The 13924-nt window shown below is 58.7% G+C and carries 10 protein-coding genes; 6 read left to right on the top strand and 4 right to left on the bottom strand.

Annotated elements, in window-relative coordinates; genetic code table 11:
* Nucleotides 1-9 precede the first annotated feature (9 nt).
* Nucleotides 10-2043, bottom strand: a complete 2034-nt coding sequence (locus ACLBW8_RS14940; RefSeq protein ID WP_447805687.1) for a hypothetical protein — start codon at nt 2041-2043, stop codon at nt 10-12.
* Nucleotides 2044-2233: 190 nt separating this feature from the next.
* On the bottom strand, nt 2234-4192 hold the full coding sequence (locus ACLBW8_RS14935; RefSeq protein ID WP_447805686.1) for a hypothetical protein: 1959 nt from the start codon (nt 4190-4192) through the stop codon (nt 2234-2236).
* 235 nt (nt 4193-4427) lie between these two features.
* Here ACLBW8_RS14935 and ACLBW8_RS14930 point away from each other — a divergent pair, with 235 nt between their 5' ends.
* From ACLBW8_RS14930 to ACLBW8_RS14910, 5 genes are all read left to right on the top strand, one after another.
* Complete coding sequence (locus tag ACLBW8_RS14930; protein ID WP_447805685.1) at nt 4428-5486, top strand: LacI family DNA-binding transcriptional regulator; 1059 nt, start codon at nt 4428-4430, stop codon at nt 5484-5486.
* A gap of 87 nt (nt 5487-5573) precedes the next feature.
* Nucleotides 5574-6356, top strand: a complete 783-nt coding sequence (locus ACLBW8_RS14925) for a sugar phosphate isomerase/epimerase family protein (protein ID WP_447805684.1) — start codon at nt 5574-5576, stop codon at nt 6354-6356.
* Nucleotides 6349-7290 carry a sugar kinase gene (locus ACLBW8_RS14920; RefSeq protein WP_447805683.1) on the top strand — a complete coding sequence of 314 codons (942 nt, stop codon included), beginning with the start codon at nt 6349-6351 and terminating at the stop codon, nt 7288-7290. Before ACLBW8_RS14925 ends, ACLBW8_RS14920 begins: the two co-directional genes overlap by 8 nt.
* A 45-nt stretch (nt 7291-7335) precedes the next feature.
* Complete coding sequence (locus tag ACLBW8_RS14915) at nt 7336-8634, top strand: MFS transporter (protein ID WP_262667745.1); 1299 nt, start codon at nt 7336-7338, stop codon at nt 8632-8634.
* A complete protein-coding gene (locus ACLBW8_RS14910) occupies nt 8631-9608 on the top strand; it encodes an NAD(P)-dependent oxidoreductase (protein WP_447805682.1) in 978 nt (325 codons plus the stop codon). The genes ACLBW8_RS14915 and ACLBW8_RS14910 overlap by 4 nt, the downstream gene beginning before the upstream one ends.
* 454 nt (nt 9609-10062) lie before the next feature.
* Here ACLBW8_RS14910 and ACLBW8_RS14905 read toward each other — a convergent pair whose 3' ends face one another.
* On the bottom strand, nt 10063-11565 hold the full coding sequence (locus ACLBW8_RS14905) for a nucleobase:cation symporter-2 family protein (RefSeq protein WP_447805681.1): 1503 nt from the start codon (nt 11563-11565) through the stop codon (nt 10063-10065).
* A 158-nt stretch (nt 11566-11723) separates the two neighbouring features.
* On the opposite strand from ACLBW8_RS14905, the gene ACLBW8_RS14900 reads away from it, so the two are divergent.
* A complete protein-coding gene (locus tag ACLBW8_RS14900; RefSeq protein WP_447805680.1) occupies nt 11724-12557 on the top strand; it encodes a nucleoside-binding protein in 834 nt (277 codons plus the stop codon).
* 129 nt (nt 12558-12686) lie between these two features.
* On the opposite strand, the gene punC is transcribed toward ACLBW8_RS14900, so the two are convergent.
* Nucleotides 12687-13871, bottom strand: coding sequence for a purine nucleoside transporter PunC (punC, locus tag ACLBW8_RS14895; RefSeq protein ID WP_064451469.1), 1185 nt, complete (start codon nt 13869-13871; stop codon nt 12687-12689).
* Nucleotides 13872-13924: the final 53 nt, after the last annotated feature.

Here is a 13924-nt window from a genome sequence, read left to right as displayed (position 1 = left end):
GCGCTGAAACTACAGTGGACTAAAGTCGCAGTACGAGTTCGACAACACCGAGCATGCATTCACACCGGCATTCCCGCGTCCGCTGACGTTACCGGTGAGCGGGGCGATGCTGGTCACCTCTACGCGCCCCAATCGAGCGACCTTGAGCAATGCGAACGGCACGGTGAACGTGAAACCACTGGTTATAACGGCTGTCGTGATAGGTGTAGTGAAGGTCTGCAACTGGTCGGCTGTCGGCGTCCCGGTGCGCGGGGTGAATGCCCGAACGGCCAACGTCAGTGTCGTACCCAATACAAACCGTGTGTCCCCAGGCACAAAGATCTGCCCGTCATAATTAGGTGGAGTCACTTGCGGCCTTGGTCCGAACGAATCGCAGTTCCAAATGGTGCTCGGGCCGGTGCCAAGTACACGTACAAACTGAGGCGGCGCCAGTGAAACCATCACAGCGTCTGTCACCGTGATCGGTGTATCCGGCGCCCTGTTGACGTTATCGGTGGCTGCCGGCGTTGCCGAGGCTGCGACGAAATAATGAATGTTCTGAGGTCCGTTAGCCTTGATTAATCCGGCACTCCATGGGATTTGAAAGGTGATCGTGTCGCCGGGAAGTTGAGTGGTGATTTGAAATGGCGGCTGCACTGCAATGCCGTCATCCCCAACAACATGAATCCACTGCCCAGGCTGCGGTAGTTCTTGAACCGTCCACAACACAATCTGCACAGTAATGGGCTTATTGCCATGTGCGGCGGTCAGCACATCCGGCACAAGCGAACCTTCGCCAAAGATATGCGCTTGATTCAACGCGGGGTTCCTGCTGCCAGGCTCTCCTGGGTTTTCCGGGCCCGCCACACTCAAGTCGACGTTGACCGTTTTAATGAGCGAGTCGAAGTTTTCACCGTTCCGTACTATTCGATATTGCACGTCCGTCGGCTGCGGCCCTTTCCTGTTCGCATAGTCAGCCTTAATCAACGTGTTCAGGGTTGTTCCCGAGAATACCAGCGGAAAGGTGGTGAACGTAGGCGATAACGCGGTGTAGGGTTGTGTGCCCCATCTCAACTGAAGTTGATCCAGGGTTGGCTGATGGTTCAAGTAGGGTCGAACATGGGCCTCGATAACTGCAACGTAGTCAGCAATATTGAGCAAATTATCGAGACTGCCACCCTCCGGCGCCGGTGCCAAAGGAATGAAAATTTCCTTTTGCTCCGGCGCCGGCAGCAGCGATACCGCGAAGGAACTAACGACCGATGGCCGGCTTACATTCCCCGCCGCATCGGTGCAGACGTAGTAAAAAAACCAAGTGCCGCTGCCGACGATAGCGCTTGCAAGCAGTGTAAACAGGTTGCCGGTTTGCAGCATCAGCCGCGGAGGGGTTTGCGCCCCGACCTCAAACGCAGGCTGTGGAACCAGGCTTTGGCTCCAGTAATACTGGATGGTATCGCCGAGTGCCCATTGCCCGCTTTGGATCGAGTAGGTGTTATCGGGAATGGTAAATGGCAGCCCCCCATCAGCGTCGATAACAGTCTGGGTAAGAGGCGCACCCGGAGGTAAAGAGCCCGTGTAAATCGCGGCGGGTGGCGCATCGCGACCTGCGAGACTGGCGTACGGAGCAATCCTGTCGACCGTGAAAGGCGTCCCTGGCGAAAACTCAAGCGAGTCGCTGGGAACGTCCGCCCCATTGTCATCAAACGAGTTCACATACAACAGGTGCCGCAGTTGAAATCGACCATGCACGAACCCACCCGCACCGACGGGGGCGGGGATCGGCACATTAATGGAATTGCCTGCTGTCGGCAGCATAAATTGGACAGGGCCATGTACCGTGACCCAATTGGGTAGCGGCTTGTCGAGGTCCTGTATTTGAACCTCGATCCAGTCACCATCGTCCGATACTTGACCCAGGGGGCAGGTAAGGTTGATCCCCACTCTTGCGGTCGCTGCTGAAATAAGGCCCGTCGAGGGATTCAGTGTCTCTACGATCGACGTTGGATCCAGCGTAGACGGACCGGCAAGTAGTGAAGCAGCTCTTGCAGATATATTAGTGCCCATTTCATATTCTCCATCATTATTTGATATGAATGCCGAACAAACACAGACAGTCAACGTGCATTAAAGCGCTGCCGACCATTTACAGCGTTACTTCTTTCCGCGCCCGCCAATACCATTATTAGAGACGAAGAAGTTCGTGATGAAGAGTGCCTGTCGCCCTCTCCACCGCAATCTTTGAAAACAGCCGTTCTTATTTATCCCCAGGCCCTACACCGTTCGGCCCGCAGTAATTACCCGTGCTGTACTTACGATCAATCGGCACGTAGGCGGTTGCCGATACCCCTAACACGATGCCATTGCGCAGCACACTGTAACGGGCTGCCCCCCCGGCATAATCACTTAATGGCCTGATCAGCGTTTCATAAGGCTTAATTATGAATTCGTGGGTCGTATCGCCCGCCGCCCAAACATATTCAAAGGTGTCGGCGGTTGCAGGAAGCGGATTACGATCCGGGTAGTTTAGATAGCCCTGCCATGTCAACACGACCCGGTCTCCCGGTTGCAGAACATTCGGTGCGGGGTTGACCACCACTTTAATGCCTTCCCACACTTTCGCAGCACACGCCAACCATTTATTAGGGTGTAGCGCCGTCTGAGGAAAGCTGGGTTTTGGGTAACTAATGGGCGGAGTAAGACTGACAAAAACCGTTTGATCAGGCGATAACTGTTGGTTCACACCATTATCGGTCTGGTAATTCACAAGGGTGGTCGCATTACTGCCTGCGGCCTGAATCACCTGCCAATCAATTCGATTGTCAAAGTCGACGATCTTCCCGCCGACGTCACCCGGCTTAACCAGATAAGTCGCTACCGGTGCCGCCTGGCCAGGCCAGAAAAGCAAGGCGTGCTCACCCTGCACCGGGTTGTCGAACAAGGTAAACGAAGCTCTCACCGGCTGGTTGGCATCACTGCTGTCCAGACGGTTGGGAATCTGGGAGACCGCGCCATGGATGTTAACCAGGGCCAATTGGCGGTTCAGCAGCGCGGGCGCCTGAGAATTTTCCTGGCCTGCAATCGTCATGTCCACAGTGACCCGTTTCACTGGGGAGATGATGCCTGGGCCCACCGTATCGCCTGCGCGGAGAATGGAGTAGCGCACGGGCAAGTCAATGATTCGGCGCAGGTTCGCGCCTTTGGCGATCAACACATTCCAATCAACGCTGACCGTGAATGGCAACGTGGTGACAGCCACCGCCGGGAGCTTAATACCGTCCCACTCGACCACACACTGATCATCTGCCAACAGGTTGTCGTAGTGACGCACCCTGACCGAGACAATACGACGTGCGTCCTCCCGATTAACCAGCAAATCGGAATCATAAGCCGGCACTTCAGGTATCGACAGGTTGGCGGGCGGGGCATTCAACTGCAGGCCGGTACTCGCAACGAATGAGTATTGAGCAGAGATATTCCCCGCACGGTCACGCAGACGATAAAAGAAATACAGCAGGGGCGCGCCGGCAAACTTGCGAATCTCCGCCATCGGGATATTCACACGCATAGAGCCACTCACAGCAGCAAATGATTGCTCATGGATGGCAGGACGTGTAGGCAGTGTGTCTCGGTCACTTAAATAACATAAAACCGTGTCGAACGCTTTCCGATCAAGGTAATCGCCGGGCACGTCGACCTCAGCCGTGGCATTGCTTGAATCGTACTCTGTAATAGGATCGAGTAGAAACCTGGCGGCGTTAAGCACTTGGCCGCCCCCCGGCGCAACTCTGTCGATAATAATTGTCCTGTCGGACGAAACTTCAAAAACCTCGCTGTCAACAAACAAGTTATTAACACGGTAAGAAACACGCACCTTCGCACTGTTGAGAAAATAAGCCTGAGGTATCGTTACCTCAACAGGAAAATCATCCGCGGTAATAGGCCCTACCAACTCAATCGGTTCAAGATCAAACGCGACGCTGCCCTCGACGTGCCATATGAAGGTCACAAAGTCGCTCTCGCCGAGTTGGGGCAAAAATTGCCAAGGCTTGGTTAACTTAACGACCAAATCGTCAAATAGATATTTTATTAGAATTAATCCATCGGGCTCTACGTTGCTTATGTCAGGTGCAGGCAATGTCGGAACAGGCGCCACAGCGGCCAAACCTGCGGCATTTCCTTTGTTGATAGCATCATCTGCTGAACTGTTGCCCATGGTGTTCTCCGACGCATGTGTGAATGGCTATTACCAACTACGTTAGACAGGATTGAATACTTAACGCTGCTGTTCGGATACTGTCAGAACTAACAGGTAGCGCCGCCACTCGTCGGGCCGAGCCACCGGCTGATTGCACATTTGCACTGAAATACACTTGACGTACTTTCGTTGTTGAGGTCTCCTGAAACCGGTTTCAAAGCTCCACAACCTCCAATAAGAAAGGCCTGCAACCGTGACTTCTTTTTCCGCCGCCCAGCGCAGCCGCGTGACCATGCTCGACGTCGCCGAGCGCGCCGGTGTGTCCAAAGCCAGCGTCTCGCGTTTTATCGGTGATGACCGCGCCTTGCTCTCCGACGCCATTGCCCTGCGCATCGAACAGGCGATCAGCGAACTCGGCTACCGCCCTAACCAAATGGCGCGGGGCTTGAAACGTGGGCGCACTCGCCTGATCGGCATGCTGGTGGCCGATATCCGCAACCCCTATTCCATTGCCGTGATGCACGGCGTCGAAACCGCCTGCCGCCAACACGGCTACAGCCTGGTGGTGTGCAACACCGACCGCGATGACGAGCAGGAGCGCCAGCATCTGGCAGCATTGCGTTCGTACAACATCGAAGGGTTGATCGTGAACACCCTTGGCCATCACCTCGACCAGTTGCTGGAGTTGCAACAGGAAATGCCGCTGGTGCTGGTCGACCGCAAGGTCGAGCCGCTGCACAGCGACATGGTGGGTTTGGATAACTTCGCGGCGGTACGCATGGCCGTGGAGCATCTCGAACAGCAGGGTTATCGCGATGTGTTGCTGGTGAGCGAAGCGGCCGATGGCACCAGTTCGCGACTGGAACGCCAAACCAGCTTCAAGGCAGAGATTGCCAGTCGCCCAGGGTTGACCGGCGCCGTGCTGGAACTCGATGGCGAGCTGGAAAATCGTCTGCAGGCCTTTCTTGCCAAGCCCGACCCCAAAGCCTTGTTCTGCGCCAACGGTATCGCCACGCTGGCCTGTACCCGCGCGCTCACGTCGTTAGGCTGCAACCTGTTTGATGAGGTCGGCCTGATCGCCCTGGATGACCTGGACTGGTACCCGCTGGTAGGCAACGGCATCACCGCCCTCGCCCAGCCGACCGAAGCGATCGGCGCCAGCGCCTTCGACTGCCTGCTCAAACGCCTGCGTGGCGATGACGCACCGACGCGCACCCTGGACTTTTTGCCGCAACTGATCATTCGCGGCTCAACTCAATCCCCTGTGGGCGCTGGCTTGCCTGCGATCGCGGGTTCTCAGCCGAAGCAGTAATCGACTGATTCACCGCCATCGCAGGCAAGCCATCGCTCACCGCTGTTTTGTGTATAAAAATGAAACCGGTTTCAGAGGTAAACAACAATGCATAAGTACCCCGTCTCCATCAGCCTTTCCAGCTACGGCGCTGACCTGGTACGCCAGCAGGGCCAATTGAGTTTTGTCGCGTTGCTCAATGCTGCCGGCGCCCAGCGCATCGAATGGCGTGAAGAATTGCTGACCACCGAACAACCCGCCGTCCTCGCCCAGGCAGCCGCTGAGCAAGGCCTGGAATCGGTGTTTTCGTCGCCGCTGGAACTCTGGGTCGCCGGGCGCGCCCAGCCGAATGCCGAACTCGCCGCCACCCTGGACCGCGCGCAGGCATTCGGCGCACGCTGGCTGAAAGTCTCCCTCGGCTACTTCACCGACACCAACGACCTGCAAAGCCTGCACGCCCTGCTCAACCGCCACCCGGTCCAATTGCTGGTGGAAAACGACCAGACCCTGCACGGCGGGCGCATCGAGCCGATGCAACGGTTCTTCACCGAGGTTGAACGCCTGGGTGTGCCGGTCAAAATGACCTTCGACATCGGCAACTGGCAGTGGCAAGACCAATCCGCCCTCACCGCCGCACGCCTGCTGGGCCGGCACGTGGATTACCTGCACTGCAAGGCCGTGGCGCGTCGCCAGGACGGCAAGCTGATGGCCTTGCCGCCCAGCGCCACCGACCTGCATCTGTGGGAACAACTGCTCAAGCATATGACTCAAGGTATTACCAGGGCCGTGGAATTCCCGTTGCAAGGTGATGACTTGACCGAAGTCACCGCGCAACAGGTCGCCGCCCTCGCCCTCCTTGGCCAGCCCCGTGCGGAGAATGCCCATGTCTGAGATCGATATCCTGTCGTTTGGTGAAACCATGGCGATGTTTGTCGCCGAACAGACCGGCGACCTGGCCGAGGTGGCCCAGTTCCACAAACGCATTGCCGGGGCCGACAGCAATGTGGCTATTGGCCTGTCGCGCCTGGGTTTCAATGTCGCCTGGCTGAGCCGGGTCGGGGCTGATTCCCTCGGCCGGTTTGTCATCGACACCCTGCAAAAAGAAGGCCTGGATTGTCACCATGTGACGGTCGATCCGCTGCACCCCACCGGCTTTCAGTTCAAATCCCGCGAAGAGACTGGCGCAGACCCTCAAGTGGAATATTTCCGCAAAGGCTCGGCCGCCAGTCATTTGTCGATTGCCGACATTCGCCCCGCCCTGCTGCAAGCGCGGCACCTGCATGCCACCGGCATTCCGCCGGCCTTGTCCGAGGCCACCCGCGAGCTGTCCGTAGCGCTGATGACGCAGATGCGCAAGGCCGGGCGCAGCGTGTCATTCGACCCGAACCTGCGCCCGTCTCTGTGGGCCAATCAGCAACAGATGATTCGCCAGATAAACGCCCTCGCAAGTCTGGCTGACTGGGTCTTGCCCGGCTTGAGCGAGGGCCGCTTGCTCACCGGCTTCGACGACCCGGCCGACATCGCCGCCTTCTACCTCGACCAGGGTGCCGAAGCCGTGGCCATCAAGCTTGGGCCGGATGGTGCCTACTACCGCACCCAGATGGACCAGGGCTTTGTCGCCGCCGTGCCGGTGGAAAAAGTCGTGGACACCGTCGGCGCCGGTGATGGTTTTGCCGTCGGCATGATCAGCGCCTTGCTCGACAACCTCAGCTTCCCCGAGGCCGTACAGCGCGGCAACTGGATCGGCAGCCGCGCCGTGCAAAGCCGCGGAGATATGGAAGGCCTGCCCACCCGTGCGGAGTTACTCACTCGATCCGTTGCATGACCCACACCCTGTTGCCACAACTACAACAAGCTCAGGAGCAACCCCATGGACACCTTGAAACTCGCCACCCGCCGCTGGTGGTACATCATGCCCATCGTGTTTATCACGTATAGCCTGGCGTACCTGGACCGCGCCAACTACGGCTTCGCCGCCGCCTCCGGGATGGCCGAAGACTTGATGATCACCCCCGGCATGTCGTCGTTGCTGGGGGCGCTGTTCTTTCTCGGCTACTTTTTTTTCCAGGTGCCGGGGGCTATCTACGCGCAGAAACGCAGCGTTAAAAAACTGATTTTCGTCAGCCTGATCCTGTGGGGCGGCCTGGCCACCCTGACCGGCGTGGTGTCCAACGCCTATATGTTGATCGCCATTCGCTTCATGCTTGGGGTGGTGGAAGCGGCGGTGATGCCGGCGATGCTGGTCTACCTGTGTCACTGGTTTACCCGTGCCGAACGCTCGCGGGCCAACACGTTCCTGATCCTCGGCAACCCGGTGACCATGCTCTGGATGTCGGTGGTGTCGGGCTACCTGGTGCAGCATTTCAGTTGGCGCTGGATGTTTATCGTTGAAGGCCTGCCGGCGGTGATCTGGGCGTTTATCTGGTGGCGCCTGGCTGACGAACGGCCCAAGGATGCCAAGTGGCTGAGTGACGCACAGAAGCAGGATTTGGAAACCGCCCTGGCCGCCGAGCAAGTCGGCATCAAGGCCGTGAAAAACTACGCCGAAGCCTTTCGCTCGCCCAAGGTGATCATCCTGGCCCTGCAGTTTTTCTGCTGGAGCATCGGCGTGTATGGCTTTGTGCTGTGGCTGCCGTCGATTCTCAAGGCTGGTTTGCAGATGGACATGGTCGAAGCGGGCTGGCTGTCCGCGCTGCCTTACCTGGCAGCCGTCATCGGTATGCTCGCGGTGTCCTGGGGCTCGGACAAACTGCAAAAACGTAAACGTTTTGTGTGGCCGCCGTTGCTGATTGCGTCCATCGCTTTCTACGCGTCCTACGCCCTGGGCGCCGAGCACTTCTGGTGGTCCTACACCCTGTTGGTGATCGCCGGGGCCTGCATGTATGCGCCTTATGGCCCGTTCTTCGCCATTGTCCCGGAGATCCTGCCGGCCAACGTTGCCGGTGGCGCCATGGCGCTGATCAACAGCATGGGCGCGCTCGGCTCGTTCGGTGGTTCGTACCTGGTGGGTTACCTCAATAGCAGCACCGGTTCGCCCGGCGCCTCCTACCTGCTGATGAGCGGCGCATTGATGTTCGCGGTGGTGCTGACGATTTTCCTCAAGCCCGGCGCCAGCGACCGTGTACGCGCGCCGTCGCCTACTTTTGATTTGAAGGTAAAAACCCGATGAAGAAATCTGTCGTTTTATACAAAAAACTCTCGGCGCCATTGATGGCCCGCCTGCACGAGCACGCCGACGTCACGTTGATCGACGCGCTGGACGAACCCGGCCTGGCCAAACTGCGTGACGCCCTGCCCACCGCCCACGGCCTGCTGGGTGCCAGCCTGCGCCTGGACGCCACGCTGCTCGATCTGGCACCCAAACTGGAAGCGGTGGCCAGCGTCTCGGTCGGTGTCGACAACTACGACATCGACTACCTGACCCAACGCGGCATCCTGCTCAGCAACACCCCGGACGTACTCACCGAAACCACGGCGGACACCGGCTTTGCGCTGATCCTGGCCACTGCCCGCCGCGTGGTCGAACTCGCCGATATGGTGCGCGCCGGCCAATGGAACAAGAACATCGGCCCCTCGCATTTCGGCAGCGACGTGCACGGCAAAACGCTAGGCATTATCGGCATGGGCCGCATCGGTGAAGCCCTGGCCCAACGCGGGCATTTCGGTTTCGGCATGCCGGTGATCTACCACAGCCACTCGCCCAAGCCGTTGGTAGAAGAGCGCTTCGGCGCGCAGTACCGCAGCCTGGTGGCGTTGCTCAAGGAGGCCGACTTTGTCTGCCTGACACTGCCGCTCACGGCTGAAACCGAGAAATTGATTGGCGCTGAGGAATTTGCACAGATGGGCCCCGAGACGATTTTTATCAATATTTCTCGGGGCAAAGTCGTCGATGAAGCCGCGCTGGTCGAGGCACTGCAGCAACGCACGATTCGGGCGGCGGGGCTGGATGTGTTTGAGCGTGAGCCGCTGAATCACGACTCGCCGTTGTTGCGCTTGAATAACGTGGTGGCCACGCCGCATATCGGTTCGGCGACCCACGAAACGCGGGAAGCGATGGCACGCTGTGCGGTGGATAATCTGCTGGCGGCATTGTCGGGTGAACGGCCGAAAAACCTGGTGAATGCGGCGGCCTGGAAACCCTGAATCCCGAGCGCTGAACAGGTTCAATGTGGGAGCGGGCTTGTCGGACCGCCGAACCGCTGCGATAGCATCAACTCGGTGTACTTGGTGGACCGAGGTGTCTGCATCGCAGGCAAGCCAGCTCCCACAGAAAAGCAGAGCACTGCGGTGCTGGCAGCTAAACTCGGTCAAAATTGTGGGAGCGGGCTTGCTCGCGAATGCGGTGGGTCAGGCAGCTTATTTGTAACTGACCCCACCGCATTCGCGAGCAGGTCGAATCGTCGCACCGCCGCTCCCACATTCGGAACTCATTTCATCAGGCAGAAGTGGTGTTGCCCTGCTTCTGCCCTGCTTTTGCTTCAACCACTCAGGTCGGCTACCAGGCCGCCGTGCTCTGCTTTTGATCTGCTGTTGATCTTGATCTGACAGGCCCCGTTAACCACGATGGCCGAACGCAGGCAAACCACCTCCCCCCCCTTCAAACTTCAGTGGTCTCAGGTTTTACGGACTTCCTGGGCACCTCGGCCAGCACCGGAATCTCCTTCCCTTCGGCATCAAACATCTTACCGCCACTGAAGTAATCCCCATCGCGCAATGCCGCCACATCGTGGAAGTACACACTGCGCTCAGTCCCCGCCACAAACACCGACTGCTGATCGGAGTTGCCGGCGGTAAAGTGGTTGAACGCCAGATTCAACAGGATCGCCATGATCGCCGACGAACTGATACCCGAATGGAAAATCGTCGCGAACCAGGCTGGGAAGTGGTCGTAAAAGTTCGGTGCAGCGATGGGGATCATGCCGAAACCGATGCTCGTTGCGACGATGATCAGGTTCATGTTGTTGCGGTAATCCACCTTGGACAGCGTGCGAATACCACTGGCTGCTACCGTGCCAAACAGCACAATCCCGGCACCGCCCAGCACCGATGTCGGCACTGCCGCAATCACCCGGCCCATAAAGGGCAGCAGGCCAAGCACTACCAGGAACACCCCGCCCGTTGCCACCACAAACCGACTCTTCACCCCGGTCACCGCCACCAGGCCGACGTTCTGGGCGAACGCACTCTGGGTGAATGAACCGAAGATCGGCGCGAACATGCTTGAGAGCATATCGGCGCGCAAGCCGTTGCCGAGGCGCTTGGAATCGACTTTGGTATCGATGATCTCACCGACCGCCAGAATGTCCGCCGAGGTTTCCACCAAGGTCACCATCACCACAATACACATGGAAATGATCGCCGCCACATGGAAGGTCGGCACGCCAAAATGAAACGGTGTGGGGAAACCGAACATCGGGCCCTGGGCCACACCGGAGAAATCCGCCATGCCGAGGAACACCGCAATCACGGTGCCAATCACCATGGCCAGCAGGATCGACAAACGCGAAATCGTCGCGCTGCCGATCTTGCTCAGCAGCAACACCAACGCCAGTGTCAGCGCGGCCAGGCCGACGTTCGCCATGCTGCCGAAATCCGCCGCACGGCTATTGCCGCCCATGGCCCAGCGCGCCGCCACGGGCATTAATGTGAGGCCGATGGTGGTGATCACGATGCCAGTCACCAGCGGCGGGAAGAACTTGGTGATCCGTGAGAACACCGGCGTGATCAGTAGCCCGATAAACGACGCGGCCATCACCGCCCCGAGAATCGCCGGCACGCCGCCTGCGCCATCGCTGCCGACAATCGCCACCATCGTCGCCACACCGGCAAACGACACGCCCTGCACCAGCGGCAGTTGGCAGCCGAAAAACGGCAGGCCAAGGGTTTGCAGCAACGTGGCCAGGCCACCGGCAAACAGCGACGCGGCGATCAACAGGCCGATATCCGCCGGCGACAAACCGGCCGCCTGGCCGACGATCAACGGTACAGCGACGATGCCGCCGTACATGGTGAGCACATGCTGCAGGCCGTAAGCCATGTTGGCGGCGACGCCAAGATTCTCATCTTCTGGCCGCTGCGGTGACGCCTTCGGGATAGTCATGGTGAGGGGTTCTCTGTTTTTGTTGTGCTAGCACTGTATGCAATGTTTGGACTGCGTGTCCATAGAGTTGTATACAATCAATCGAACAAGATACCCTCCGTCGGCGTTACAAAAACAATTCGGCCGTCATGAGCCAGAACGCCAAAGGACCTGAAACAATGAAAAAGGCATTACAGGGCGCAACCGTTGCATTGACCCTTCTCGGCGGTGGGGAGGCTGTCGCGGTGGAATGGATGAACAACAGCGCAGGATTTCGCTACGGCCAACACCTCACCAATCCAAATAACCCCGACGATTTCAGCAAGCGCATCTACAGCTTTACCCACGCCAGCGGCTACCAGTACGGCAGCAACTATCTGAACCTCGATGTGTTCCTGTCCGACAGCCATGACCCGCGCAAGGGCACCGACCGGGGTGGCAGCGAGGTCTACGCGGTGTACCGGCACCAGTTGTATGCCTCACGGGTATTTGATGTGCCGCTGGGCACCGGGCTGATCAAGGATTACGCCCTGACCCTGGGCTTCGACGCCAACCGCAACAACAACGTTGCCTCAGCCAAAAAGCGCGCACTCGTCATCGGCCCGACCTTGAAGTTCAACACTGTCGGCGTGCTGGACCTGAGCCTGATGTACTACAAGGAAAGGAACCACACCGGCATCCCCGGCGCACAAGAGTCGAACCACACCTTCGACGACACCTACATGCTCAACCTGACGTGGCTGCGCCCCTTTGAAATCGCCAACCACGCGGCGAAATTCCAGGGGTTTATCAATTACGTCGGGGACAAGGGCGAGGACTACCATGGCCGCGACACCGCGCCGGAAACCCTGATGCGCACCGCGCTGATGGTGGCGGTTCGGCCCGGTAAAAGCGTGAAGCCGAACCTGTATCTCGGGGTGGGTTATGAATACTGGCACAACAAGTTCGGCGTGGATGGCGGGCTGGGCACGCGGACATCGACGCCGACGGTGAATATGGAAGTGACGTTCTAGCACGGGAGAAACCGAATCAAACGGTGGGAGCTGGCTTGCCTGCGATGCGGTCAACTCGATACATCAGGAGCACCGAGTCGATACAATCGCAGCGGTTCGGCGGTCCGACAAGCCAGCTCCCACATCAGCTCAAGCGTTAGCCAGTTCCGAATTGTCTGCCTTCGGTCGCGCCAGCCAGTAACCCAACACGGCCAATGGCGCGGTGGCGAGCATCACGATCACGGTGATCAGCAACGGCTGGTCGATCATCGACGACACCAGCAAGCTGCTCAGAAAGCACAGCCCCAGTTGCAGGGTGTTCTGCAGTGCAGCGGCCTTGCCGGAATTTTCCGCAAAGGGCATCAGCGCATTCGCCACCACGATCGGGTAGCTCGCACCGTTGACCAAGGCCATCAGGCAGAAGGGAATCAGCAAGGTGGTCAGGGTCGGCACGGTCAAGGTCGCGACGAGGTACAGCGCCACCATGCTGATGCAATAAGCCACCAGCAACCACGGCAGCAAGACTTTGCCCTGGCAATGCTGCAACGCGCTGCGGCAACTGTAGCCACCCACCAGAAAAGCCAAGGTCGGCAACACGTAGCTCAGGCCAATGTCGTTCGGGCTGTAGCCCATATCGCCGAGGATGAAGGGCGAAGCGGTCAGCCAGGCGAAAAAACTGGCCGAGCACGCGGCGAAGATCATCACGTTGCCGGTAAACACACGGGAGGTCAGCAACTGCCCATAGCCGAGGCGCGAAGGTTCGCCCTCTTCTGCCCGACGTTTCGGCATCTTGCGCAGGAACAACGTCGGCAGCAGCAACAGCAGCGATACGCCCAGCAACACCCCGAAGATCGCCTGCCAACCAAAGTGATTCAACACCATCGCGCCCAGCAGCGGCGCCAGGGCCGGCGACAGCGACATCAACGGCATGATGCTGGCGAACACGCGATGGGCCTTGTCGGCCGGGTAGCGGTCAATCACCAACGCCTGCCAACTGACAGCGGCAGAACACACGCCAATTGCCTGCATAAAGCGCAGCGCCAACAGTTGCGGCGCCGTTTCGACCCAGAACATGCCCAGGCAACCCAACACAAACAGGCTCAAGCCCGTCACCAGGATCGGCTTGCGCCCCAGGCGATCGGACAACGGCCCCCACAGCAACTGCCCCACCGCAAACCCGGCGAGGAAAATGCTCAAGCTGGCGCCCACGGCGCCCGCACCAATCTGTAACTGCTCGCCCATTGCGCCGAACGCCGGCAAGTACATGTCCATGGCGAGATAACCGAGCATGCTCAGCCCCGCCAGATACCAGGTAAAACCAAAAGAATTTTTCATTGAAGCCTTGTTAATCCTGCCATCAAACTATTTGCTGACTGGCGCCCATTATG

This window comes from Pseudomonas sp. M5A4_2d, from assembly GCF_053345295.1.
This window is presented reverse-complemented; position numbering and strand designations above follow the sequence as displayed.

Excerpts from the sequence above, each read along its gene's own strand:
- ACLBW8_RS14900 (WP_447805680.1), top strand. The coding sequence starts at position 11,724 with ATGAAAAAGGCATTACAGGGCGCAACCGTTGCATTGACCCTTCTCGGC.
- ACLBW8_RS14925 (WP_447805684.1), top strand. The coding sequence starts at position 5,574 with ATGCATAAGTACCCCGTCTCCATCAGCCTTTCCAGCTACGGCGCTGAC.
- punC (WP_064451469.1), bottom strand. The coding sequence starts at position 13,871 with ATGAAAAATTCTTTTGGTTTTACCTGGTATCTGGCGGGGCTGAGCATG.
- ACLBW8_RS14920 (WP_447805683.1), top strand. The coding sequence starts at position 6,349 with ATGTCTGAGATCGATATCCTGTCGTTTGGTGAAACCATGGCGATGTTT.
- ACLBW8_RS14905 (WP_447805681.1), bottom strand. The coding sequence starts at position 11,565 with ATGACTATCCCGAAGGCGTCACCGCAGCGGCCAGAAGATGAGAATCTT.
- ACLBW8_RS14910 (WP_447805682.1), top strand. The coding sequence starts at position 8,631 with ATGAAGAAATCTGTCGTTTTATACAAAAAACTCTCGGCGCCATTGATG.
- ACLBW8_RS14935 (WP_447805686.1), bottom strand. The coding sequence starts at position 4,192 with ATGGGCAACAGTTCAGCAGATGATGCTATCAACAAAGGAAATGCCGCA.
- ACLBW8_RS14915 (WP_262667745.1), top strand. The coding sequence starts at position 7,336 with ATGGACACCTTGAAACTCGCCACCCGCCGCTGGTGGTACATCATGCCC.
- ACLBW8_RS14940 (WP_447805687.1), bottom strand. The coding sequence starts at position 2,043 with ATGGGCACTAATATATCTGCAAGAGCTGCTTCACTACTTGCCGGTCCG.